Below are 24139 nucleotides of genomic sequence, written 5' to 3'. Positions count from 1 at the left end.
GGGCACGACCTCGCGCGCTTCGGGGTGCCTAATTTCGAGGTGTCGACCTCTTCATCGGAGGCTTCGCGATGGCGTCAGCACAAGTCGCCAACAAGCCAGGCCCCGAGAAGCAGGGAGCCGTGCGGGAAGTCGCCGCCCGGCGAACGAGGGGGCAACGGGATGACAGCTTCCCGCCGTAAGGGCTAGCGGGGGCCGCGACGTACGCCGGCCCGGCTCGACAAGACGGGAAAGGCACGTGGGCGCGGAGCCGAGGAGGGCACCGGGCCCACGAGTCTATCCAGCGTCCTCACGCGCACGCATCAGCACCGCGAGCTCGGCATCCCCCGCGAAGGGACTGCGCTCCAGCGCCGCGATGACCGCCTTGCGGTCCGCCTCACCCTTGTTCTGGCTGAGCTTGAACTTGCCCTCCAGTCGCGTCACCCGCAGCTCGAACGCCACGATTCCACCCACCAGCCGGTTCACGTACTCCTCCGACTGCTCCAGAGTCCATGGCCGCTCGTTGCCAGACTCGTAGCGCGCCGCCGTCTCGCGGAGGATGCGCAGCACCTCGTCACCCGCGTCGATGACCTTGGGCCGTCCATACACATGCACCGTGGCGTAGTTCCACGTCGGCACCTGGGGCGTCGTCGCGTACCAGGTGGGCGACACGTAGGCGTGCGGGCCCTGGAAGATGACGAGCGCGTCCCGCTCGGCGGCGAAGGCGCGCCACTGCGGATTGGGCAACGCCATGTGCGCGAGCAGCCGAAGCGCTCCCGCCTCATCCCGTTCCGTGAGGAAGGGCAGGTGCGTGGCGAAAGGCGCTCCGTCCTCTCCCACCGTCACCAACGTGGCGAAGGAGTGTCGCGTCATCAACTCCAGGAGGCGCTGTGCGTCCCGTTCCTCGAAGTGGCGAGGGATGTACATGCCCCCTGCGTCCCTCGGGGAGACGGCGCGCGTCAACGGGTGCTTAAGAACTCCTCAAGGTTTGCCCCCTACCTTGAAGGCTGGGCGCAGGGCCGGCCACGCGCCCCGAAGTGTCTCTCGGGGAGTACACATCCATGAAGCTCAAGGCAGGTTTGCTGGCGACGGCGCTGTTTGGCGTGGGCTGTGGCGCGGAGAAGAACCCAGGCATCACCGAGCAGCAATCCCAGCTCGCCGTGGCATCGGCCGTGGGAGAGGCGCAGTCCGCGGACGTCCCCCTCGGGTCCCGCTTCCTGGAGGGACTCCCGCTGGAGGTCCGCCGCTGGGAGCACGAGGGCTATCAGTGCGACTCGGAGCCGGAGACGGCGAAGGTGGAGGTCTGCGGCCAGAGCTTCCCCTCGGAGCTGCACCTCTCCTGGACGGACTGCCAGGCTCGGACCCGGGGCCGTGGGGGCTGCGGATGGGACCGCCCCCAGCCTCCTCCCGACAGTGAAACTCCGACATCGCAGCCGCCGTCCGGAGAGGGCCCGCGCGGGGAAGGCACTGGCATCGTGTCATCCGGCTCGGTCGACGTGGTGACGGCCATCACCTCCGAGGAAGAGTGTGCGGAGAACGCGCCGCTGCGCTTCGAGCAACAGTCCACGCACGACATCACGCATACGGCGACGGACGGCCAGAGCACGAAGATGACGGGCAGCATCGCCTCCGTCTCCGTGCGAGTGCCCGGCGCGCAGACGCTCAGCCGCACCGTCACCTTCGACACGACTCGCACGAACCTGGATGCCCAGGGCACCGTGGTGGACAGCGTCCACCTCTCGGGCACGCTGGAGGAGACGTTCGACCCGGACGCCGCCGCGCCCACGAGGACCAGCCACGGCACACTCACCGCGACGCTCGCGGACGGCAGCGTTTCCACCGTCACGCAATCCGGCATCGTGCGCGTGCCGCCCTCCGTCTGCGCGTGGCCCATCGCCGGCACGCAGGAGCGCACCCTCGCCGATGGGACCACGCACACGCTGGTCTTCGGCCCTGAGTGTGGACAGGCCACGCTCGACGGCGAGACCCTCGACCTGCCCTCGCGGCCCATGGGCCCTGGCGACGGTGCCTTCGGCGGCAAGCGCCCCGGTGGCCCGCCGCCGCGCGGTGGCCCGGGTGGTGGCGGGCGCTAAGTCCCAGGCCTCGTTCTCGGCCCGCTAGCGAGCGCGCTGCCCCAGCCCCTGAAACGACACGGGGCGCGGTGCCTGAATCGGCGCCGCGCCCCGTCACTTCGTCGTCCATCAGGCCCGCGAGCCCGACGAACTCAAGGACTCAGATGTCCAGGTTCTGCACATCCAGCGCGTTGCGCTCGATGAACTCGCGGCGCGGCTCCACCGCCTCGCCCATCAGCAGCGAGAAGATTTCGTCGCTCTCCACCGCGTCCTCCACCCGCACCTGCAACAGCGTGCGCGTGAGCGGATTCATCGTCGTGTCCCAGAGCTGCTCCGGGTTCATCTCGCCCAGACCCTTGTAGCGCTGCATCCCCAGGCCCTTCTGCGCGTCCTTGCGCAGCGCCGCGTGGACCTCCTGCACGGAGAACGCCGTCACGTGGCCGGCGTCCACCTTCACCCGGTAGGGCGCGTCACCCAGCGACTTGAAGGAATCCCGCAGCGACACCAGCTCCTGGTACTCCGGAGACGACAGGAAGGTGTGGTCGAACACCGTCGACCGCATCGCGCCATTCACGTCCGTGCGGAACACCAGCCGCTTCGTCTGGTGCTCGGGGTCCGTCTCCACCTCGTACTTCACCCGGCCCAGCACGTCCGGCATGCGCCGCTCGAACTCCGAGTGGGCACCCTTCACCGCCACCGCCAGCGCCTCGTCGTCCGCCAGCATCTCCGCCGTCAGCCGCGCGCCCTGCACCACCGCGTCCACCACCCGCGCGTCGCGCCGCTTCGCCTGCTTCTCCAGCCGCTCCTCGTAGGTAATCACCTTCTCCAGGAGGGCCTTCAGGTCCGCGCCACCCACCTCGCCCGAAGGCGTCAGCACCCGCCCGTGCTCCGTGGCGATGCCCAGCAGGTACTCGTCCAGCGCGCGCTGGTCCTTGACGTACTTGTCCTTCTTGTTGCGCGTGACTTTGTAGAGCGGCGGCTGCGCGATGTAGAGGAAGCCCTTCTGGAGCAGCTCCGGCATCTGCCGGAAGAAGAACGTCAGCAGCAGCGTGCGGATGTGGCTGCCGTCCACGTCGGCGTCCGTCATCAGGATGATGCGGTGGTAGCGCGCCTTCTCCGGGTTGTAGTCCTCCGGACCAATGCCCGTGCCCAGCGCGGTGATGAGCGTGACGATTTCGGCGCTCGTCAGCATCTTCTCGAAGCGCGCCTTCTCCACGTTCAGAATCTTGCCGCGCAACGGGAGGATGGCCTGGTTGCGCCGGTCCCGCCCCTGCTTCGCGGAGCCACCTGCGGAGTCACCCTCGACGATGTACAGCTCGCTCTCGTGCGGATCCCTGCTCTGGCAGTCCGCGAGCTTGCCCGGAAGCCCACCACCGTCCAGCACGCCCTTGCGGCGCACCGTCTCGCGCGCCTTGCGAGCCGCGAGGCGCGCCCGACACGCATCGCCAATCTTCGCGACGATCTTCTTGCCGATGAGCGGCGTCTCTTCCAGGAAGGTGCCGAGCATTTCGTTCACCATCTGCTCGACCAGGCCCTTCACCTCGCTGTTGCCCAGCTTCGTCTTCGTCTGGCCCTCGAACTGGGGGTTGGACACCTTGACGGAGATGACGGCGGACAGGCCCTCGCGGGCGTCCTCGCCCGTGGGCGTCTCCTTGAGGTCCTTCCAGATGCCACTCTTCTCCGCGTAGCTGTTGAGCGTACGCGTCAGGCCCGCCTTGAAGCCGGACAGGTGGCTGCCACCATCCTGGGTGTTGATGTTGTTGGCGAAGGTGTAGACGCGCTCGTCGTAGCCGTCGTTCCACTGCATCGCCAGCTCGAGCGCCACGCCATCCTTGTCTCCCGAGAAGGAGATGGGCTTGTCGTGGAGCACCTGCTTCGACTTGTTGAGGTACTCCACGAACGAGGAGATGCCGCCTTCGAACTTGAAGTCGTGCTCCTTGTTCGTGCGCTCGTCGCGGATGACGATGTGCAGCCCCGCGTTGAGGAACGCCAGCTCGCGCAGGCGCTGGCTGAGCGTCTCGAAGTTGAAGTCCACCGTCTCCATCACGGTGGTGTCGGGCTTGAACGCCACCATCGTCCCGCGCTTGTCGGTGGTGCCGACCTCCTGCGGGTGCGAGTTGGGAACGCCTCGGGCGTAGGACTGCTCGTACACCTTGCCGGCGCGCTGGACGCGGACCTTGAACCACTCCGACAGGAAGTTCACGCAGGTGACGCCCACGCCGTGCAAGCCGCCGGAAACCTTGTAGGCCCCGTTGCCGAACTTGCTGCCGGCGTGCAGCTCCGTGAGGACCACTTCCAGCGTGTCCTTGCCCTTGAACTTGGGGTCCGGGTGAGGACCCACGGGGATGCCGCGCCCGTTGTCCTGGACGCTCAGCGAGCCGTCCACGTGGATGATGACCTCGATGTCCGTGCAGTGGCCCGCGAGCGCCTCGTCCACGGCGTTGTCGACGACCTCGTAGACGAGCTTGTGGAGCCCGTAGGTCATCGTGTCGCCGATGTACATGCCGGGGCGCTTGCGGACCGCTTCCAGGCCCTCGAGCTTGGTGATGCTATCGGTCCCATACTCCATGGGCAGGGGAGCGACCGAGGCACCGGTAGCGGGGGTCTTTTCCATGTGATGCTGTCCTTGGAAAAAGGAGCCTTGCAACAGGGCTGTGCCTACCATCTCGAGGCACACTGAACAAGAGTAACGAGCCCGCGCAAAGCTGCGTAAATATTCGTGAAAATCGCTTGGCCGCCCCTCGGGGAGGCGGCCTGCGGAAACCGGGGGGTCAGGCGTCGAATCGGGACGGCGGGAGGCGATCCTCCAGCGCCGAGATCAACTCCTCGAAAACAGCCTTGCGGGCGAAGAGATGCCGGGTGACGAGCACCCTTCCCTCCTCCTTCAAGAACAAACCGAGCACGTTCCCCCTCCTGCCGAGCCGGCGCACGGAATCAATCTGCCCCCAGTGCAGCTCCAGCTCGCGGGAGCTGAAGGGGCGGGCCACGCGGACGCCTCGCGTGTCCAATGAGATGCCCCAGCCGGCACGGGGTCGCAGACGGTGGATGGCCACGAGGAAGGCGAACATCAGGCCCGCCGTGACACCCGCGCGGGCCATCTCCTGGATGCCCCCTCCGTCCCGGGCATTGGCCAGGGCCCAGGCGGTCAGCACCGCCAGGACACAGGCGCCCAGGAAGAGGCCGATTCGAGTGGCGCGAGGGTCGAAGGCGTAGAAGCGCGGGCTGCTCATGAGTGCCAGCGCACCCTAGCCGTCCTGGAGGGCTCGCGCGCGGTTTTGAGCAGGCCGTTGTTCGCCGTCCGGCGTGCGCCACCTACGATGGACCCGCGCCATGACCGATGCCGAACTGAACGACCGACTTCTCACCAACGTCATCGCCTTCAAGCACCTCCAGCGGGAGCGCGGCCTGCTGCGCCACGGGAGCGCCCCGGGCATGGACGCCTTCGCCCTGCCCGAGTACCCCGCCGAGGCCCACTTCCAGCAGGCGTACTTCCGGACGCCCCAGGCGCTCGTCGAGGGACTCCCCGCCCTGGAGGCCTTCTACCGGGGCCTGGACATCCCCGCCTGGCGCGTGGCGGTGCTGCCCGGGGACGACGAGGGCGCCCGTGTGCTGGGCGCCGCCGGCTACCAGCCCGACTCGCGAATCCCGGCCATGGGACTGGCCCTGGCGGACACGCCGGACCTCAAGCCCTCGTTCCCCCTGGTGGAGCCCGAGACGCAGGACGAGATGGTGGAGCTCAACATCCGCGTCTGGGGGAAGTGGGACGACATCCTCACGGTGTGGAGACAGCCGCCGCGGCTCCCCGTACACACGCTGGTGGCGCGCGAGGGGGCCCGGGCCCTGGCGTGCGGCTTCGCGCTGGACGTGGAGGACACCGCCGGGGTGTACATGGTCGTCACGCTGCCCGAGGCGCGGGGACGCGGGCTGGCCGCGGAGGTGATGCGAGGGCTGCTCACGGGCGCTCGGGAACGCGGCCTTTCGGCCTCCGTGCTCCAGGCCACCGAGCAGGGCCGGAGCGTGTACCGCAAGCTGGGCTACCGCGAGCTGGGGGACTGGGTGAACTGGACGCGGCGCGCCGACTGAGGCCCTCGGGTCAGCGCAGCGCTTCCAGTTCCTCCAGCACCGCGAGCACCTGTCCGGGCTGCCGGCACTCGTCGAGCCGCTCCGCCAGCCCGCGCGCCGCCAGCCGGGCCACGTGGGCCATGCGCGTCAGCCGCACGCGGCCCCGCTCGCCGTCCACCGCCGCCACCACCAGCCGCAGCGGCCGGCCGTCCGGGGTGTCCACCTTCAACCCCTTCGCCAGCGTCACCAGCGCGGCCACGGGCGCGGCGCCCTGCAGGAAGACGTGGGGCACGGCCACCTCGCCGCCCACCGCGCACGAGGACTCGCTGTCGCGCTGGCGCAGCCCCTCCACCAGTCGCGCCGCGTCCACGCCGGGCAGCGTCGCCGCCAGTCGCCCCGCCACCACGTCCAGCACATCCTCCCAGCCACCACAGGAGAGCTGGAGCACCACCCGCTCCGGCGCCAGGAGCGGCGCCAGCGCCGGCACCGGCGCGTCCGAGTGGCCCCCTCTCACGGGGAACTCCACGTCCAGGAAGTCGCGCACCCGGGCCAACTGCGTCCCCGACAGGCGACGCCGCGCCAGCTCCAGGAAGAGCGTCCCGGCGCCCGGCACGTCCTCCAGGTAATCGGAGACGTAGGGGCTCATCCGGTTCGCCACGTCCATCAGCAACGCGGGGGGCACGTCCAGCTCACGAGCAATCGCCGTCAGTCGCTCCGCCGTGGGCGGCGCGTCCACGCCGTGCTCCACCCGGCTGAGGTACGCGCTCGACACGCCGATGCGGCGGGCCATGTCCCGCAAGGACAGGCCCGCGTCCACCCGCAGCAACCGCAGCGTCGCACCCAGGTGCATGTCGCTCAGCTCCTCGAGGCCACCGCGGAGGCGGCGGCCTGGGGCGTGGCGACGGCCTCCACCACCGGCTCCGACTCGTGCACCACCAGCAGCGAGCCCGGCGCGTCACGGACGATGCGCTCGCGCTGGAGGCCGAACACCCGGTCCTCCAGGCCCCACGGCGCGCCCACGCCCACCACCACCAGGTCATGGCCACCGTGGCGGGCCTCCTCCAGCGCGGCCTCCTCGGGCGACTCGTGCTGGACCACCTTCAGCCGCACGCCCGAGCCCTCCTCCGCCGGGAACAGTTCGTCCACCTGCGCTCGCGCGCCGTTGCTCTCGCGCGACGTCACGTGCAGCACGGTGATTTCCGCGCCGGACTGCCGCATCAACCGCCGCGCCAGCTTCAGCGCCGCGCGGTCATGCCGGCTGCCGATGAAGGGCACCAGCACGCGCTTCACGTCCGACAGGCCGCGGTCCACCAGCACCGCCACGGTGCCGGACGCGGCCTGCATCACCTCGTGCACCGTGCCGCCCAGCACCGTCTGGCTGAACAGCGGCTTGTGCCAGCCCAGCAGCACCAGGTCCGCGCGCTTCGCCTCCGCCGTGCGGCGGATGTCCTGCGCGGGCTCCGTCGACACGAAGGACAGCGGCCTCACCGCCAGCCCCAGGCTCTTCGCCCGGCCCAGCAGCGGAGCGAGCGCGCCATCTCCCTCCACGTCCTGGTCCGAGGCGCGGGGCTCGGACTCCGCGCCACGCAGCGACACGCGCTCTGGATGGACCAGATGCAGCGCGTGCAACTGCGCGCCCTCTCCACCCGCCAGGGCCTTGGCCAGACTGGCCATCCCGGGGCCCGCCTGCTGATGGGAGACACACATCAACACCGTGTAGGGCGTCGAACCGGGAGTCGCGGGCGGGGCCAGCTCCAGCCTGTCCCGGGCCAGCTCCTCCGTCGGGTAGAACAACTGCAGGAGCGGCGTGGTCATGAACGTCGTCACCAGCGCCATCAGCACCATCATCGTGAACAGCGTGGGCGAGATGACGCCCAGGTCCAGGCCCAGGTTGAGGACGATGAGCTCCATCAACCCGCGCGTGTTCATCAGGATGCCGATGGCCCCCGCCTCGCGCCACCGCATGCCCGTCAGCCGCGCCGCCACCGCGCTGCCGCCGAACTTGCCCACGCAGGCCAGCAGGATGATGGCGCCACACGTGAGCCACGCCTCGGGCGTGTTGAGCAGACCAATCTGGGTGCGCAGGCCGCTGAAGGCGAAGAAGACGGGCAACAGCAGCACCACCGCCACGTCCTCCAACTTCTCCGAGAGAGCCTCCGCCAGCCCGCCCTCCTTGGGGATGACGGCGCCGAAGAGGAAGGCCCCGAAGAGGGCGTGGATGCCGATGAGCTCCGTGGCCCACGCGGACGCCAGGAGCAAGAGCAGCGTGCCGGCGACTACGTTCTGCGTCAGGCCCTCGCGGCTGGCCACCCGGGCGCCCAGCCGCGCGAGGAAGGGCCGGACCGCCAGCAGCATGAACGCGATGTAGCCCATGGCGAACACGGTGGTGAGCCCCGCCTGCGCCAGGTCCGAGGCGCGGACGATGGACACCACGAAGGCCAGGAGGCACCACGCCGTGACGTCGTCCACCGCCGCGCACGCAATCGCGATGGCGCCGATGCGCGACTGCAACAGGCCGCGCTCGGTGAGGATGCGCGCGAGCACCGGGAAGGCGGTGATGCTCATCGCCACGCCCATGAAGAGCACGAACGACGAGAAGGGCACGCTCGGGTCCGAAAAGTCCTTGTACAGCCACAGCGCCGCCGCCACCGCGCCCAGCGCGAAGGGCACGATGATGCTGGTGTGGCTGATGGCCACCGACGCGTGGCCGCGTCCCTTCAACAGCTTGGGGTCCAGTTCCAGGCCAATCAGGAACATGAACAACACCAGGCCCACCTGGCTGAGCATCTTCAGGATGGGCAGCGAGTCGGTGGGGAACAGCGTGTTCATCAAATCCGGCGCCAGCCACCCGAGCAACGAGGGGCCCAGGACGATGCCCGCCACCACCTCCGCGATGACCAGCGGCTGGCCCAACCAGCGCGTTCCACGCCCTATCAATCTCGACACGCCGATGATGACGATGAGCTGCATCATGAGCAGCGTGAGCGCGTTGGTGTGCATCCTACCTCCGTCGAAACTTGCGTGTTAAGTGGGCACTTACCAGCACCCCTCGCGAAGCGTCAAACGGGCATTGCGCTCGGCTGCCCTGGGTGAGGCGGCATGTCGGAGAGCGAGCAGACGTCGCGGACGGCTCACGCGGCCTGGTGCTTGCGTACGGCGTCCAGCAGCGTGTCCACGTCCACGGGTTTGCGCAGGTGGCCGCACGCGCCGATTTCCTCGGCGACCTGCCGGGCGTTGGCGGACGCGGAGAAGACGAGCACGGGAATGTCGCGCCACTCGGGCACCTGTCGCATGGCTCGCGCGAAGCCGGCGCCATCCAGCACGGGCATCATCATGTCGAGCAGCACCAGGATGGGGAGTTCACGGGTGGCTCCGAGCACATCGAGTGCGTGCTTGCCGTTGCTGGCGCCCATCACCTCGTAGCCCGCGTCGCGCAGGACCTCTTCCAGCGCCTCGCGCAGGTCCGCGTCGTCATCCACCACCAGCAACGGCCCAGTCACTCACTCGCCTCCTTGTCGCGGCCCCGCCACACCCTGGCTCCGCGCGGTGCACCTCCCGCGCGATATCAAGAGCGGAGCCTAGCGCGCGCACCCGACGTGGGCGTCATTCCTCGCTCGTGAAACAGCCGCTCCGCCCCACGTCCGTGCTCAGGTGGCCATGAGGTGTTGAGCATTGGCCAATATGGGGCTCAGCGCCGGATTGCATCTCTGGATTCCAGGGAGCGCCGGGTGGATTGAGACTCGCGAGTTGTCTCGGGCTCGGAGACTTCGAGCGAAGCGACAGAGGGAGCGAGCGCTTCGTGAGGCGCCTCACGGCGCGCTTTACGAACAGGACTTCAGACCTCGATGAAGTGCGTGCCGGTGGCGCCGAGGCGCTCCAGGGCCTGTTTGATGTCCTCCGAGACAATGAGCGCGATTGACCAGCCCCACGGGCGGAAGACCTTCGCGTCACCGACTTGGGCAGGGTCGATGCGCAGACCACGCACATCCCGATACTGCCCGACCTTTTCGGGACGTCCATCCTCGGCGGTCCAACGCTCGACCCGTTCGCTCGCGACCTCGTCGATGCACGGGAGCAATCGGGCTGCGACCAGGATGCGAAAGCCATCCGCGTGGCCCGGAATCTCGACGGGAATCACCTGCACGTCGGAGCCCGCCAACTCCACGAACACGGCAGCCACCCGGGAATGGACCAAGGGCGTGCTGAACCCGATGAGGGAGAAATCGAGCGCCTTGCCCTCGCGCTCCACGGGGAGCATCAAGTGTCCTGGCGCGGTGACGGCCTGCCCCTTTCGGAACATCCAGGGGTCATCGACCTCCCGTCCCGAGATGTCCGTGGGGACGCCCAGCTCCCAGCGGCCCCGTATCCGAACATCATCTGAGAGGTCGAAGTACCGACTGGTCATGGCGGCATTCTCCCGTGTTCACGGCTCACGGGTCACCAGCTTGTTGAGGTCCGACCCAGGGGTCGCGACTTCTTGCCCCAGTCTCCGAAGCTCCACTGTCAGCACCTCACGACACTGTTGCATCGTGCGACAGTCCACGAGCGCCGCGTCCAGTCGCCGCAAGACGATGCGGTGATAGGCCTCGGGATGCGGTCCCTTGTGTCCCCGGACGCGGACGATGTTCTCCGAGTCGTCCAGCGACATGCCCGCCCGGTCGAAGAGTCGCTGGAACCGGGGAGACCACGGGCCTCCACTGCGCGTGTCCTTCCAGAACTTGTTCGACGCGATGTGATGGTCATGCCCCTCCACGCGCCCAGCTCCCGCGCCCTCGGGACCTCGCGCCAGCATCGACAGGGCCTCAGGAGCCACCACCGCCGTCACCGACGCCCCCGACACCGTCACCGTCTGAAGCTCCCCCACCGCGCCCAGCCGGATGCCCAGCTCTCCCGCCGCCTTCACTGATGCTCCGGCGGACCCCGGCAGCCCTGGCACCTTCCCCGCGAACCCCGCCGCCGTGTTCCCCACCGCCAGCGTCGCGAGCAGCGCGAAGGCCCTCGCCGCACTCCGCCCCATCACCTTCCCGTACGCCTCACCCGCCACCCTCAACTCGTCGAATGAGTGCGCCCGGTCCACCTGCTCCATCAAGCGCCGGAAGCCCACGACGAGCCCCCAGAACGTGTCCACCCCCACGTAGGCCACCAGCGTCGCCGTCATCATCGCCGCCAGCCCCTTCGACAGCGGCTCCGGCACCGTCCACAAGACCAGGTACATCGTCCCCATCCACATCACCGAGGAGAGCATCGCCTCCGGGTCCGCCATGTCCCGGAAGCCCTCCAGCATCTCCTCCAACACCGCCCCCTGGGCCAGCGCCAGGGCCAACGTGAAGCGGGCATCTCCACTCACCACCTGCCTCGCCCCGAACAGCCGCAGGCAATCCCCGGCCCGCATCGTCCGCTCACACCACAGGAGGTACTGACGCGTCAGCTCCACGTCCTCGGCCGAGAACACCTCCTCCGGCGCTCCCGCTTCCAGCGGAGTGAGCCTCCGCGTGCGCACGTCGAAGAGGTAAGTGCCACCGCGCTCCTCCATCGCCAGCAGTCGCTGCGCGGCCTCGCGAGGCACCACATCCGGCCGCTTCGTGCGAGCCAGCGTCGACAGCGCCTCGACGAACGCGTCCTCCTCCAGCACCACGGGCCCCGGGACGTCATCCGCTGGCGTGAAGACCACCGTCTCGCCCCGGCCTGTCTTCAGTCGCACCTCGCGCGAGGTGGCGCAGCCCACCATCGATGACAGCACCCACCACGTCATCCAGCTCGGCACTCGCATGGCCCCCCCAGCTCGCGAGTCACCACCCTACCCCACCGCTCCCACATGCCCCGGAGTCATGCCCGCGCACCCGTGACACGACAGTGTCCAGGTGCCACCCCGCCCCACTCCATCATCCTGGAGCTGACTCCAATCTTTTGACACGGTCTACGGACGAACGAAGCGCCGCCCCGGGGACCTAAGGGCCGCGCGCCGGGTGTCACGCAGGCGCCGCCGTCAGCAATTCCCCCGCGCGCCGGAAAATCCCCCGCCACACCTTCGGCGTACCGAGCCCGTGCCGGGCTTCAGGGGGCGCCCGGCACCCACCACTTCCGACCGCCTCCTCGGATGGACCCATGACCGAAGAACTCTCTCGCCGTGCCGCGCTCCGAAGCGCCACGGCCGCCGCGAGCCTTGGCCTCGCGACGGGCCTGCTCACCCGCGGCACACCCGCCCAGGCCCTGACGACCCAGGCCGACCTCACACCCCTCAAGGCGCTGCTCACCGCTGAACGCAACGCCATCAAGACCTACGACGCCGCGGTCAGCGTGCTCGACGCCGCCACCAGCACCGACCCGCTCTTCCCCTTCCAGGGCATCGTCAAGGCCATCGCCCTGCACTTCCGCCAGCAACACACCGAACACGCCGACAAGCTCGCCCGGTACATCGACCGGCAAGGCGGCGTCGACGACGTGGGCGAGGGCACGGCGCAAGTCCCCACCGACTTCATGCCCGGCATCAAGAACGTCATCGACCTGGCCACCAACGCGGAGAAGGCCGCCGCCATCGGCTACACGAACACCCAGAAGTCCCTCGTGCTCGCCGACAACGCGGAGCTCGCCGCCGCCATCGGCGCGGTGGAGTCCCAGCACTTCGTCGTCCTCAACCTGGCCGCGCGCGGCTTCGTCACCCCCCCCGCGTCCACCGTCAACCAGCCCGCCGACGCCCTCACCGCCGTCGCGTCCCAGTTCGTCCCCAGGGCCTTCGCCATCACCGTCGACGGCGCTCCAGGGCTCGACGACGAGACGGACCTGCCCTTCTACGACGTGACGCAGTGAGGAAGCCCACCACCATGAAGACCCAGAACCCCTCCGACTCCGTCCTCGCGCGCCGCCGACTCCTCCAGGGCCTCGCCACCGTGACAGCCGCCTCCGCGCTCACCGCCTGCGGCCTCAACGAGCACACCAACTCCCAGAATCAAATCAACCCCATCGACCGGGCCCGGGAAGCCGGCGCCCTCAACACCCTGGTCGCCGCCGAGTACATGACCGTCGACGCCTACACCCAGGGCGCGGTCATCCTCACCGCCGCGCGCGACGACACCTCGCGCCCCCAGGAGGAACGAGACCTGGCCGCGCTCGCGCTCGCGCTCGCCACCCAGTTCCAGGAGGACCACACGGCGCACGCCGCCCTGCTGTCGGAGACCGTGTCGCGCCTGGGCGCCACCCCCGTCCGCGCGGATGAAGTGTCGTTCACCCCGCCCCCCAACTTCAGGCCCTCCGTCGGCAACGTCCTCAAGCTCGCCGCCAACGAGGAGCGCCGCTCCGCGATTTCCTTCAACCGCGTCCTCAAGGGCATCCAGACACCCGACAGCCGCTTCATCCTCGCCTCCATCGAAGGCGTGGACACGCAGCACTTCATGGTGCTCAAGGCCCTCATCGAAGCCCTGGTCGACGTCACCCCGGCCCTCGATGCCGCGCAGGTGGTGCCCCAGCCCTTCGTCGCCTCCACCGTGAGCCTGGGCGGCGGCAACGGACTCGAGGAGCAGCCCGACCTCGCCGTCAACGACCAGGGCTGACGTCCTCCACACCGGGCGCGGCGGGCCTGTCCCCACCGCCGCGTCAGGCCCCTACCGCCAGGACAGCTCGTACTCGCTCTCCAGCAGCGCCACCTGCCGGCCCATCACCCTCACGTCGCGCGCGCCCACCGCCTCCAACGCTCCGCGCAACACTCCCTCGTGATACGCCGCCGGCATGAAGTCGCGCCGCATGATGAAACGCGCGCTGCGCTCTCCCGTCCACTGCGGATACCGCTCTCCGTAGCTCACCGCCATGCGGTACGCGTCACCCAGCGACTCCAGCAACAGCCGCGGACTGCCCGCCGCCTCCGCCAGCAGCTCCCGGCCGAACAGCGACGCCAGGAAGTCCACCGTCGCCTGCGAACCCATCCGGTGCAGCACCCCGTCGAAGCCATTGAGCTGCGGGCCGAGCAGCCGCGCCGCCGTGGACACCATCCGCAGGTAACGCGACACCGAGTACAGGTGGAACGGGTTGATTTCCCACACCCCCGCCACGCCCTTGCACCGCGCCACCGCGCCTTCTCCTCCCAGGTTCGCGATGACGCTCAGCGCCCCCTGGAAGAACATGCCCCGCGCCTGGTCCTCGTCCGTCGCGGCCAGACGCCGCTGCTCCAGCTCCCACGCCGCCCCACCCCCACTGCTCGCTTCGGTGCCCACGTACATGGTCGTCTCCCCGAGGGGGCTCGCACTGCCTCGACTCAGGGGACACGTCCGGCGCTTCCAATGGTTTTTCAGGATTCGCCGGCTTCCCCCCACTTCCTAGTTACCAACCATCCCATATTTTTCTACCCCTGTCGAATGGTTCCGGCACGCCCCAGGGTCCATGGAAGGGTTCACCCACCACACGAACCCCTTGGATTTCGGGCACATTTCATTCTTGAGGCCCAGGAGAACAGGCGGGGCCGGGGTGCGGGTGACCCCGCCCGAGGGCTTCAGCGGGCGGTGAGGGAGGCCTCGGCGGCGGCGAGGCCCGCACCGGGCTCACAGCGGTGGCCGGCGGCCCTCAGCGCGCGCTCCACGGCCCCCACGGTGGTCAGCAAATCCGCGGGGCCCACGCGGTTCATGTGGCCCACGCGGAAGTAGCGCGCCTTGAGGTCCGGGTGGAGTCCACCGGCCACCACCACGCCCTCGGCCTTCACGCGGCCCACCAGCGACGCGTCCACGCCCTCCGGGTAGTAGACGGCGCTCAGCGTGTTCGCCGTCACCGCCTCGGACACCGGCAGCATGCGCAGGCCCAACCCACTCCACGCGGCGCGGAAGGCGCGAGCCAGGCGCTGGTGCCGCGCGAAGCGGGCCTCCAGTCCCTCGGCGAGAATCTGTCCCAGGCTCACGTCCAGCGCGCACACCAGGTTGACGGGCGGCGTGGCGAAGTAGGCCGGCTTGCCCGCCTCGTACGCCTCCATGATGGGCAGCCACTCCGCCCAGTCGGAGTACACGCTGGCCACCGGCACGCGGCGCTTCTTCCACGCCTCCAGCGCGCGCGGCCCCACGGTGAGCAGCGCCAGCCCCGGCGGCACGCCCACGGCCTTCTGGCTCGCGGTGAGGTACACGTCCGCGCCCCACGCGTCCTGGTGGAACGACTCGCCCGCCGTGGCGCACACGCCGTCCACCACCGACAGCACGCCCAACTCGCGCGCCACCCGCGACAGGCCCTCCACGGGCGTGAGCACGCCGGTGGACGTGTCCACGTGCGTGACGGTCATCACCTTGAAGCCGCCGCGCTTCAGGTGCGTCTCCACCTCCTCCACCGTCGGCGCGTCACCAGGAGGGGCGCGCACGTGCGTCACCTTCGCGCCGTGCCGTTCCAGGATTTTCGCCATCCGGTCGCTGAAGTAACCCGTATTCACCACCAGGGCGGCGTCACCGGGCTCGACGAGGTTCGCCACCGCCAGCTCCATGGCCAGCGTGCCGGAGCCGGACACCACGAAGGGCTGCGCGCCGGGAGCGAGGCTCACGTCGCGAAGCCGCTTCAGCGCCCGGCCGAAGATGGCGATGAAGGCCGGGTCCGTGTGGCCGTAGGAGGGCGCACCCAGGGCCTGAAGCACCTCCTGCTCGAACTCCACCGGCCCCGGAATCATCAGCAGGTCTCTCACGGCGTCACCGTTCCTCGGCAGCGCTCCGGCCCGACGCGGGCTGAAGCAGGGTCCATGTCTCACTGTATATACACAGGGGCCCCCGCGAGAGCGCGCGGCCCTGCTCCACTCACAGCCGCTCGAGCAGCTCGCGCAGGATGGCGAAGCCCTGGCGGAAGTCCTGGAGGTGCGCCTGCTCGTTGGGCGCGTGGTAGTACTTCATCTCCCCGAAGCCCGTGATTTGCACGTCGCAGCCCTGACGCTGCAGGTCCCTCACCAGCGGCAGCGAGCCGGTGAGCGAGAAGGGCTCCGCGTCCACGCCCCGCACCGTCTTCATCGCGTCCTTCAACGCTTGCAGGCCGGGCGAGTCCAGCCGGCAGGCGATGCCCTCGGTGCCTCCTCCGTCGAAGCGCAGCGACACCGTGCCGCGCCGGCCATCCGCGGTGCGCGTGCGAGGGAAGCCCGGCGGCACGTCGTCGCGCTCCAGCCGCGCGTCCAGCGCCTTCACGAAGTCCTCGGTGGCCCGCCGCACGTCGGCCAGGTCGTGGAACGGCGTGAGGCGGATGTCGCCGCGCACGGTGACGTCGGCGGGAATCTTCGTCTCCTTGGTGTTGGTGGCCTCCACCACCGTGGCCTTGAGGCTGGAGGTGGCCAGGAAGCCCCAGCGCTTCTCGTCGTCCGAGGGCGGGTAGCGCGCATGGAACCAGCGGGACAGTTCCAGCGACGCGGCCATGCTCAATTCCAGCGCGTTGACGCAGTTCTGCGGCATGCCCGAGTGGCCGCCCACGCCCGTGGCCTTCAGCGCCCACAGGCTGATGCCCGCGGTGCCCAGCGTGGGGCCGAAGTTCGCGCTGTCCAGCCAGAACACCGGCTGCCCCGCCAGGTCCTTGAGCCGCCCCTGCTCCGCGACGTAGCCCAGGCCCAGGCCCGGCAGGTCCGACGACTCCTCGTTCGCGATGAGCACCACCTTCAACGTGCGGCGCGGACGCACGCCCGACTCCGCCAACTGCGCGAGCAGGTCCGTCGCCACCGCGACGTGGCCCAGGCAATCGGTGACGCCTCGCCCGTAGAGCAGCCCGTCCGGCCCCTCGTGAAGCTTGAAGGGACTGTGCTCCCAGCCCTCGGCCTGCTCGTCGGCGGGGACCACGTCGAAGTGCGCGCCCACGAAGCCCACCGCGCCCTCGCCCGTGCCCTTCACGGTGAGCACCAGGCTGGGACGGGACTCATTGCCCTTGGAGGCCAGCGACTCCGCATGGATGAAGCCACTGGCGATGTGCGGCGCGAGCACGTCCAGCACCACCTGCGCGGCAAGCCGCTCCTCGGGCACCAGCCCCGCGCTCGGATTGTTCTGCAGCTTCGGAGTCAGGGCGATGAGACGCCGGAGCACATCCAGGAAACGGTCCTCACGGAGGGCGAACGCTTGCATGGGCGCGGATTGGAGCCCGAGTCTCCGGAGGAAGTCACTGAAAACGACGACGCCGGAGCGTGATGAGCGCCCCGGCGTCGCCTTCCGCGTCAACGGCTGTCCAACACCCCGCGTCAGCGGTAGGTGAGGGCCTGCGAGTCCATGCGGGCCGACTGACCCGTGGTGAACGTGTTCATGCAGGAGTCGTCGGAGTAGTCCATGAAGTTGGTGATGGGGTCGTTGCCAGCCGTCGAGCAGGTGTTGCGGCCCGTGGGGCAGCCGTAGGCGGGAGAGGCCTCCGCCGGCGTGTCGCTGACCGAGTCACCCGAGCCGGAGCAGCCGCCCTGGAACGTGTGGTACAGGCCCAGCCAGTGGCCGACCTCGTGCGTGCCCGTGTCGCCCAGGTTGTACGGCGACGCGGTGCCGCCCGGGACGCTGGAGAACAGAATCACCACGCCGTCCATCGACGGGTTGCTGGCGTAGCTGGAGGGGAACGTCGCCCAGCCCAGCAGGCCGCCGCTCAGGTTCGCGCTGTAGATGTTGAGCGCGTTCTTGCCGCCCTTGCGCAGCGCCGTCTTCATGGCGCGCTCGGCGGACGAGCCCGAGGACAGGTTGTACCAGGTGGTGTTCGTGGTGCGGTCCGTCGCCGTCAGCGTGAACTTGAACGGCGTGTTCGCGTACGCGGCGTTCAGCACGTTCATCTGGTTGGTAATCATGGCGGCGGTGATGTCGCCGTTCGCCACGCCCGTGCCCTTGTTGATGACATGGAAGTAGGTGGGGATGGTCACCGAGCCGTTCGGCCGCGCGAAGTCAGACACCGCGCGCTCCATCGCGAAGCGGCCTTCCATCTCCGCCATCTCCTCGGCGGACGGATTCACGCCACAGCCACGGGCGTTGAGCACCTGCTGCGTGGGCTGCTCCTCCGCCGGGGGAGGCGTGGGCTCGGCCTGCCCCTCCGGGGGAGGAGTGGAACAACCGGCGAGCGCGGCGAGGGTGCCAACAAGAACCGCGAAACGGCCGCTGCGACGAACGATGATACGGGACATTCCCGACTCCTCGGAAAATGCGGGGGAACCAGAATATTCATGAATGGTTTCCCTTACGTCAAACGGGTCACCCGGGCCCCTCCTCTCCGGGCGGTGCGTGTCTGGGGTTGAAGTGGCGTCCTGCCGCGGGCGGACACACTCTTCGACGCAGGAGGTCGCATGAAGACGAATGAAACATCGCCGCGCGGGCCGAAAGCTTCACGCGGGCTGTTCGTGAAAGGGCTCGTGCCCGAGGAGAAGGCCCAGGCACCGGGGCCCCGACAGGTGACCACGATGATGGTGGGTGAGGAGACGAAGGACGGGGACCCGGGCTCGCGCGCATGACGCGGTGCACGGCGCTGGATGCGCACCCGCGCATCTGTTTCGCTGCCGGACCATGACGCAAGAAGCGACGCGGACAGGCGTGGTGGCGCTGGTGGGTTCTCGCGAGGACGTCCACATCCAGGACGTGGCGCGACGGCTGGGCGCGGAGGGCGTGGACAGCGTCATCGTGGACACGCTGACCTTCCCGGACGAGACGCGGATGTCTCTCACGGAGGGACTGGACGGAATCGTCGTGGACGGGCGCGAGGTGGGTCGCCCCGCCGCCGCGTATCTGCGCGGACTGCACTCACACCCGCTGGCCTTCATGGTGGACGCCGAGGAGGCCATGGCGGAGGACTGGCGCACCACGCTCACCGCGTTCCGCGAGAAGGGCACGCTGCTGTTGGGGCTCATCGGCCGGTGGGAGCAGCTCGGCGTGCCGCTGTACAACCCGCCCTCGGCGGACTGGCTGTTGCACAAGCCGGTGCAGCTCAGCGCCTTGAAGGCCGCGGGTCTGCCGGTGCCGCGGACGCTGTGGACGAATGACGCGGAGGCGGTGCGCCGCTTCGCCGCGAGCGGGCGCGTGGCCTACAAGCCCGTCATGGGGGGCGCCGCCACGCGGGAGCTGCTGCCGGAGGACCTCACCGACGAGCGGCTCGCCGCGCTGGCCGCCGCGCCCGTCACCTTCCAGGAGCTGCTGCCCGGCGAGGACCTCCGCGTGTACGTGCTGGATGGCGAAATCATCGCCTCCCTGCGCATCGTCACCTCCGCGTTGGACTTCCGGCAGAACGAGGAGCGGATTGAGCAGATGGTGCTGCCGGACGAGGTGGCTCGGCAGTGCGTGAAGGCGTGCGAGGTGCTCGGCCTGCGCTGGACGGGGCTGGACCTCAAGCGCGGGCTGGATGGGGAGCTGAAGTTCCTGGAGCTGAACGGCTCACCCATGTTCCTCGGCTTCGACGCGGCCGCGGGCACGGACGTGGCGGGGCACTTCGCGCGGGCCCTGGTCCGTCATGCGCGGCGCGGGTAGCAGGGACAGGGCCGGCGCTCGAAGCGTCTGGACGACACGGGCATCATCCGAGCACGGAGGGCGCCGCTCGCCTCATCGCCACAGCGAGGCGAGCACCGTGCGGGACGCGAGCCACGCCACCGCGCCGAGCACCACCACGAGCACCGCGGTGAACAGCAGGGCACGGTGGGGGCGCGGATGCATCACCGCGCGCAGCTCCTCCGTCATCGCGGGGTCCGCGTCCACGTCGTCCTCGTCAGGCCGTTGCGCGGGCTTCATCGCTGCTCCATCTGGTTCTCGACGAGGGCGCGATAGCGGCCTTGGGGCAGGGCCACCAGCTCGTCATGGGTGCCTTCCTCGACGACGCGGCCCTTGTCGAGCACGACAATCTTGTCCGCGCGGCGCACCGTGGACAGCCGGTGGGCCACGACGACGAGCGTGCGTCCGGCGGCCTCTCGCTGGAGGGCCTCGGTAATCGCGCGCTCCAGCGCCGCGTCCAGGTGACTGGTGGCCTCGTCGAGGAACAGCACCCTCGGGTCGCGATAGATGGCGCGCGCGAGCTGGAGCCGCTGCTCCTCGCCTCCGGACAGGCGCACGCCCGCCTCGCCAATCCGGGTCTTCAGCCCGTTGGGCAGCGCGAGCAGTTCGTCCAGGCACGCGGTGCGCGCGGCGTGCAGCAGTCGCTCCGGGTCCGGCGCGTCGTCGCCCAGGGCGATGTTGTCCGCCAACGTACCGTCAAAGATGTCCGTCTTTTGGAAGACGAAGGCCACCGAGCGACGCAGCGCGACGGGGTCGAATGTCTCCAGGGGCTGGCCGTCGTAGAGGACGCGTCCCTGCTCGGGGCGATACAGGCCATAGAGCACCTGGGTGAGCGTCGTCTTGCCCGCGCCCGAGCGGCCGACAATCGCCGTCATCTTTCCCGCGGGCAGGGTGAAGCTCACGCCATCCAGCACGGGCGGCTCGTTGGGAGAGCCGTAGCGGAAGGTGACGCCGTCCAGTAGGAGCTCCGGGGCCTGGGTGAGCGCGCCGGTGACGGGCCCGGAGTCATCGCGCAGCTCGGGCTGGGACTCGTAGACGATGTCCACGCGGCGCAGGGAGATGACGACGTCCTGGAGCTGGTGGATGAACATCACCAGGTTCTGCATCGGGGCCAGCGCGAGGCCGAGGATGGCGAGCGTGGCCACCATCTGCCCCAGCGTGAGCTGGCCCTCCAGCACGAGGTGGGCCTCGTAGACGAGGATGCCCACGTACATCGCTTGATTGACGAGCTGCGCGCCGGAGGTGTGGACGGTGTCGTGCAGCCAGATGCGGCGGGCGGCCTCGGCCTCACGGGCCTGGAGCTTCTCCCAGCGGGTGCGCGCCTGACGCTCGGCACCACACGCCTTGAGCGTCTGGATGCCGCTGAGCATCTGCAATTCCAGGCGACTCGCCTCGGCGGCGACCCGGAAGCGCTGGTGGTCCAGCACGGTGCGCCGGGGCATGAGCACCAGCGTCCACAGTGAGTACAGCGCGGCGCAGGCGGCGAAGATGCCGAAGACGGTGGCGTCGTAGAGGAAGAGCACCACGCCGTAGCCCACGAGCATCACCAGGTCGAGCAGCACGGACACCGAGGCACCCTGGAGGATGCGACGGATGCGCTGATGGTCCTCGATGCGCTTGAGCAGGTCGCCCCGGTGGCGCCGGGCGAAGAACGTCACGGGCAAGGACAGCAGGCGCTTCCAGAACTGCGCGAGCAGCAGGGCGGAGAAGCCTCGGGACAAGAGGAAGAGCCCTGTGCCGCGAGCAATGGCGACGGCGACCTGGGCGACGAGCAGCACGCCCAGGCCCACGCCGACGGCGGTGAGCAGGGACACATTCCTTCCGCCCACGGCCTTGTCGACGAGCCCCTGGATGAGCAGGGGCTGCGCGAGCGCCAGGGCCTGGAGGAGCACGGTGGTGACGAACACCTGGAACAGCAGCAGTCGGTAGCGCAGCAGTCCCCGGCCAAAGCGTCGCAGCGCGCCGAGTCGACGCGAGGGGGTGGGGGTGACGGGGAGCGCGACAGGACGGAAGAGGGCCTCGGTGGGCTCCAGGGAGAGGAGGATTCCGTCCCAGTGCTCAGCGAGCTTCGCGCGAGGGATGCGCCGGAGGCCCTGCGCGGGGTCTCCGATGACGGCCTCCTTGGAGGTGACGGCGTAGAGGACGACGAAGTGGTTGTCCTCCCAGTGGGCGATGCCGGGGAGGAGCGCCTGGCCTTCTTCGTCCTCCAGTTCGGAGGGGTCCTCGACATGGAAGGCGCGGACCTTGAAGCCCACCTTCTCGGCGGCACTGGCGAGGTCTGGCAGGGAGGTGCCCACGACCTGGACGTGCGCGAGTTCCTTCAGCGCGCCCAGCGAGTGCGCGGCGCCGTGATACGCCGAAACCATCTCCAGACACGCGGGGCCACAGTCAGCCTCCTCGAGCTGGTGGCGCAGGGGATACGGTTCCAGGGCAACGGCGAGCCGGGAGCGTGGCACGGACAAATCGCTATCACGGAGTCGAGGTGGCAACCAGCCACCGCCCGGCACGACGCAGGCAGACCTGCCAGGGACTCGGGGCCCGGCTCAGCGGACCCGACCTCACTCCGCCGCGGGCACGGAGGCAGGAGCCGCATCCGCGGGCGGAGGCGCCGCCACGGGCTGCGCGGGCTCGGCCGGCTTCGGCGCCTCGGCCTTGGGCTCCACGCGCTGCACCTTGCCCATCTGCTCCAGGTCCTTCCTGTTATCCAACGAGAAGCGCACCAGCGCCCGCAGGATGCGATTGCGCTTCACGTTGCCCAGCACCTCGCGCAGGTCCTCGTAGACCGTGGGGTCGCTGATGAGCCCACCCAACGTGCCCTCGCCCTTCGCGACCGTCGCCGTGATTTTCTTCAGGTCCTCCGCCGCGCTGCCCAGGTCCGCGAACATCCCGCTCGCATCGCCATACACCAGCTGATGCACCGCCCCGTTCGGGCTCTTCTTCGCGTCCTCAATCAGCCCCGCCAACTGCCCCGCCGCCTCACCCAGCTCCCGCAGCGCAATCGCGCCCTCGTCCCCGTAGATGAGCGCGTGCGCCGTGCCGTCACCCGTGCGCACCTCGCGCAACAGCGCCTCCACGTGCCCCACCGCTCCATCCACCCGCTGCGCCGCGCTCGACGCGCTCGCCATCAGCCTGCGCACCTCGCGCCCCCCATCCTTGTCGTAGATGAGCGCATGCAGCATCCCGTCCCCGTTCTGCACCTGCTCCAGCACCCCCCGCAGGGACGCCATGCTCCGCTGCACGTCCCTGGCGAGCTGGGGATCTCCATACGCATCCACCGTCTTGAGCAACGACTTGCTGATGGCCACCGAGTTGTCCATCACCTCGCTGGCGCTCTTGAGCAGGTTGGTCAGGTCTCCACTCGTGGACGACGAGAGCACCCCACCCGGCTCCACCGGCGGCGACGTGGGACTGCCCAGCGAGATGTCCACCGCCTTGTCCCCCAGCACGCCCATGCTCGTCAGCTGCGCCAGCGAGTCCTGCTTCACGCGGTCCCCGTACTTCGACGCCACCTGCAGCCGGACCTCCAGCTTGGGGTCGTTCGGGTTTTCGGAGAAGTAGATGCCCGTCACCTTCCCCACCTCCAGGCCCCCCAGCCACACCGGGGACTGGTCACTCAACCCCTGCACGTTGGTGAAGTACGTCCGGTAGGTGTGCTGCCGCTGGAACAGCCGCGACTCCTGGCCGATGAAGAACACCACCACGCCCGCCACCGCCAGGCCGATGGCCACGAACAACCCCGCGCGCAACGCCAGCCGTTTCTCGCCCGCCGCGGACGTGAACAGGCTCATGACACGCCTCCGGGCTCCAGCTCGACACGACGCGCGTCCAGGAACGCCCGCACCTCCGGCACCGTGGAGCGCCGGAACTCGTCTCGCGTCCCCACCTGGACGATGCGCCGGTTGGCCAGCATCGCCATCCGGTCACCCACCGCGAACGCACTCACCAGGTCATGCGTGACGACGATGGACGTGCTGCCGAGCTTGGTCTTCATCGAGTTGATCATCGAGTTGATGGACTGCGTGGTGACGGGGTCCAGCCCCGTCGTGGGCTCGTCCCAGAGGATGACCTCCGGGTCCGTGGCGATGGCTCGCGCCAACCCCACGCGCTTCTTCATGCCGCCCGACAGGTCCGACGGCATCAGCCGCTCCGTCCCCGGCAGGTTCACCAACGCCAGCTTCTCAGCCACCCGCTGCCGCACCTCGTCCAGCGGCATCTCCGGGAAGTGCTCCCGCAGCGGATACGCCACGTTCTCCCCCACGCTCAGCGAGTCGAAGAGGGCCGCGCCCTGGAACACCATCGCGACGTGCCGCCGCACCGGGATGAACTCCTCTTCCGAGAAGCCCGTCACCTCGCGCCCCTGGAAGAGGATGCGCCCCGCGTCCGGCCGCTGCAGCCCGATGAGGCACTTGAGCAGCACGCTCTTGCCCGTCCCCGAGCCCCCCAGCACCACCAGCGTCTCCCCCGCCCGCACGTCCAGCTCCAGGTCGTCGTAGACGCGCTTGGCGCCGAACGACTTCTGGAGGTGCTCGAAGTGGATGAGCTGCTCACCCGGCGTGGGCCGGTGGAACTCGAACGTGGGCGCTTCCTTGCGGTGGGCGAAGGGCATGTCGC

At 69.3% G+C, this 24139-nt stretch carries 22 protein-coding genes; 6 read left to right on the top strand and 16 right to left on the bottom strand.

Going from position 1 to position 24139, the window contains the following annotated elements; all coding sequences use genetic code 11:
- Nucleotides 1–273 precede the first annotated feature (273 nt).
- Nucleotides 274–903, bottom strand: coding sequence for an FMN-binding negative transcriptional regulator (locus HUA74_RS41800; RefSeq protein ID WP_174459037.1), 630 nt, complete (start codon nucleotides 901–903; stop codon nucleotides 274–276).
- A 134-nt stretch (nucleotides 904–1037) separates the two neighbouring features.
- Here HUA74_RS41800 and HUA74_RS41795 point away from each other — a divergent pair, with 134 nt between their 5' ends.
- The gene (locus HUA74_RS41795) at nucleotides 1038–2069 is read left to right on the top strand and encodes a hypothetical protein (RefSeq protein ID WP_174459036.1); all 1032 of its coding nucleotides are present in this window, start codon (nucleotides 1038–1040) and stop codon (nucleotides 2067–2069) included.
- A 139-nt stretch (nucleotides 2070–2208) separates the two neighbouring features.
- Here HUA74_RS41795 and gyrB read toward each other — a convergent pair whose 3' ends face one another.
- A complete protein-coding gene (gyrB, locus tag HUA74_RS41790) occupies nucleotides 2209–4662 on the bottom strand; it encodes a DNA topoisomerase (ATP-hydrolyzing) subunit B (protein WP_174459035.1) in 2454 nt (817 codons plus the stop codon).
- Nucleotides 4663–4819: 157 nt separating this feature from the next.
- A complete protein-coding gene (locus HUA74_RS41785; RefSeq protein WP_141642060.1) occupies nucleotides 4820–5278 on the bottom strand; it encodes a hypothetical protein in 459 nt (152 codons plus the stop codon).
- 100 nt (nucleotides 5279–5378) lie between these two features.
- Here HUA74_RS41785 and HUA74_RS41780 point away from each other — a divergent pair, with 100 nt between their 5' ends.
- On the top strand, nucleotides 5379–6131 hold the full coding sequence (locus HUA74_RS41780; RefSeq protein WP_174459034.1) for a GNAT family N-acetyltransferase: 753 nt from the start codon (nucleotides 5379–5381) through the stop codon (nucleotides 6129–6131).
- A 10-nt stretch (nucleotides 6132–6141) separates the two neighbouring features.
- On the opposite strand, the gene HUA74_RS41775 is transcribed toward HUA74_RS41780, so the two are convergent.
- The 5 genes from HUA74_RS41775 to HUA74_RS46520 all read right to left on the bottom strand — a co-directional run bounded on the left by HUA74_RS41775 (nucleotide 6142) and on the right by HUA74_RS46520 (nucleotide 11880).
- Nucleotides 6142–6960: a helix-turn-helix domain-containing protein gene (locus HUA74_RS41775; protein WP_174459033.1), complete on the bottom strand. Its 819-nt coding sequence runs from the start codon at nucleotides 6958–6960 to the stop codon at nucleotides 6142–6144.
- A 5-nt stretch (nucleotides 6961–6965) separates the two neighbouring features.
- Nucleotides 6966–9110 (bottom strand): cation:proton antiporter, encoded by a 2145-nt coding sequence (locus HUA74_RS41770; RefSeq protein WP_174459032.1) that lies wholly within the window; start codon nucleotides 9108–9110, stop codon nucleotides 6966–6968.
- A 131-nt stretch (nucleotides 9111–9241) separates the two neighbouring features.
- Nucleotides 9242–9610 (bottom strand): response regulator, encoded by a 369-nt coding sequence (locus HUA74_RS41765; RefSeq protein ID WP_141642057.1) that lies wholly within the window; start codon nucleotides 9608–9610, stop codon nucleotides 9242–9244.
- A gap of 335 nt (nucleotides 9611–9945) precedes the next feature.
- Nucleotides 9946–10368, bottom strand: a complete 423-nt coding sequence (locus HUA74_RS41760) for an imm11 family protein (RefSeq protein ID WP_371817394.1) — start codon at nucleotides 10366–10368, stop codon at nucleotides 9946–9948.
- Between the two features lie 165 nt (nucleotides 10369–10533).
- A complete protein-coding gene (locus HUA74_RS46520) occupies nucleotides 10534–11880 on the bottom strand; it encodes an AHH domain-containing protein (RefSeq protein ID WP_174459030.1) in 1347 nt (448 codons plus the stop codon).
- A 335-nt stretch (nucleotides 11881–12215) separates the two neighbouring features.
- On the opposite strand from HUA74_RS46520, the gene HUA74_RS41750 reads away from it, so the two are divergent.
- Both HUA74_RS41750 and HUA74_RS41745 read left to right on the top strand, forming a co-directional pair.
- Complete coding sequence (locus HUA74_RS41750; RefSeq protein ID WP_174459029.1) at nucleotides 12216–12917, top strand: ferritin-like domain-containing protein; 702 nt, start codon at nucleotides 12216–12218, stop codon at nucleotides 12915–12917.
- Between the two features lie 14 nt (nucleotides 12918–12931).
- Nucleotides 12932–13657 carry a ferritin-like domain-containing protein gene (locus HUA74_RS41745; protein ID WP_174459028.1) on the top strand — a complete coding sequence of 242 codons (726 nt, stop codon included), beginning with the start codon at nucleotides 12932–12934 and terminating at the stop codon, nucleotides 13655–13657.
- A 51-nt stretch (nucleotides 13658–13708) separates the two neighbouring features.
- Here the strand turns inward: HUA74_RS41745 and HUA74_RS41740 are convergent, their stop codons facing one another.
- The 4 genes from HUA74_RS41740 to HUA74_RS41725 form a co-directional block, all read right to left on the bottom strand.
- On the bottom strand, nucleotides 13709–14320 hold the full coding sequence (locus HUA74_RS41740; protein ID WP_141642054.1) for a TIGR02265 family protein: 612 nt from the start codon (nucleotides 14318–14320) through the stop codon (nucleotides 13709–13711).
- Between the two features lie 269 nt (nucleotides 14321–14589).
- A complete protein-coding gene (locus tag HUA74_RS41735; protein WP_141642053.1) occupies nucleotides 14590–15750 on the bottom strand; it encodes an alanine--glyoxylate aminotransferase family protein in 1161 nt (386 codons plus the stop codon).
- 109 nt (nucleotides 15751–15859) lie between these two features.
- A complete protein-coding gene (locus HUA74_RS41730) occupies nucleotides 15860–17155 on the bottom strand; it encodes a M20/M25/M40 family metallo-hydrolase (RefSeq protein WP_174459027.1) in 1296 nt (431 codons plus the stop codon).
- A gap of 113 nt (nucleotides 17156–17268) precedes the next feature.
- Nucleotides 17269–18180: a zinc metalloprotease gene (locus HUA74_RS41725; protein ID WP_174459026.1), complete on the bottom strand. Its 912-nt coding sequence runs from the start codon at nucleotides 18178–18180 to the stop codon at nucleotides 17269–17271.
- 159 nt (nucleotides 18181–18339) lie between these two features.
- Between HUA74_RS41725 and HUA74_RS41720 the strand changes: the two genes are divergently transcribed.
- Both HUA74_RS41720 and HUA74_RS41715 read left to right on the top strand, forming a co-directional pair.
- On the top strand, nucleotides 18340–18504 hold the full coding sequence (locus HUA74_RS41720; RefSeq protein ID WP_174459025.1) for a hypothetical protein: 165 nt from the start codon (nucleotides 18340–18342) through the stop codon (nucleotides 18502–18504).
- Between the two features lie 52 nt (nucleotides 18505–18556).
- On the top strand, nucleotides 18557–19510 hold the full coding sequence (locus HUA74_RS41715; protein WP_174459024.1) for a RimK family alpha-L-glutamate ligase: 954 nt from the start codon (nucleotides 18557–18559) through the stop codon (nucleotides 19508–19510).
- Between the two features lie 72 nt (nucleotides 19511–19582).
- Here the strand turns inward: HUA74_RS41715 and HUA74_RS41710 are convergent, their stop codons facing one another.
- From HUA74_RS41710 to HUA74_RS41695, 4 genes are all read right to left on the bottom strand, one after another.
- The gene (locus HUA74_RS41710) at nucleotides 19583–19768 is read right to left on the bottom strand and encodes a hypothetical protein (protein WP_141642049.1); all 186 of its coding nucleotides are present in this window, start codon (nucleotides 19766–19768) and stop codon (nucleotides 19583–19585) included.
- Nucleotides 19765–21984: a peptidase domain-containing ABC transporter gene (locus HUA74_RS41705; RefSeq protein WP_174459023.1), complete on the bottom strand. Its 2220-nt coding sequence runs from the start codon at nucleotides 21982–21984 to the stop codon at nucleotides 19765–19767. Before HUA74_RS41705 ends, HUA74_RS41710 begins: the two co-directional genes overlap by 4 nt.
- A 102-nt stretch (nucleotides 21985–22086) precedes the next feature.
- Complete coding sequence (locus HUA74_RS41700; RefSeq protein WP_174459022.1) at nucleotides 22087–23316, bottom strand: MlaD family protein; 1230 nt, start codon at nucleotides 23314–23316, stop codon at nucleotides 22087–22089.
- Complete coding sequence (locus HUA74_RS41695; protein ID WP_141642046.1) at nucleotides 23313–24134, bottom strand: ABC transporter ATP-binding protein; 822 nt, start codon at nucleotides 24132–24134, stop codon at nucleotides 23313–23315. Before HUA74_RS41695 ends, HUA74_RS41700 begins: the two co-directional genes overlap by 4 nt.
- Nucleotides 24135–24139 lie beyond the last annotated feature (5 nt).

Source organism: Myxococcus sp. CA051A (assembly GCF_013336705.1).
Lineage (GTDB): Bacteria > Myxococcota > Myxococcia > Myxococcales > Myxococcaceae > Myxococcus > Myxococcus llanfairpwllgwyngyllgogerychwyrndrobwllllantysiliogogogochensis.
The sequence above is the reverse complement of the archived record's forward strand: the minus strand, read 5'-3'. Positions and strand labels throughout refer to the sequence as shown.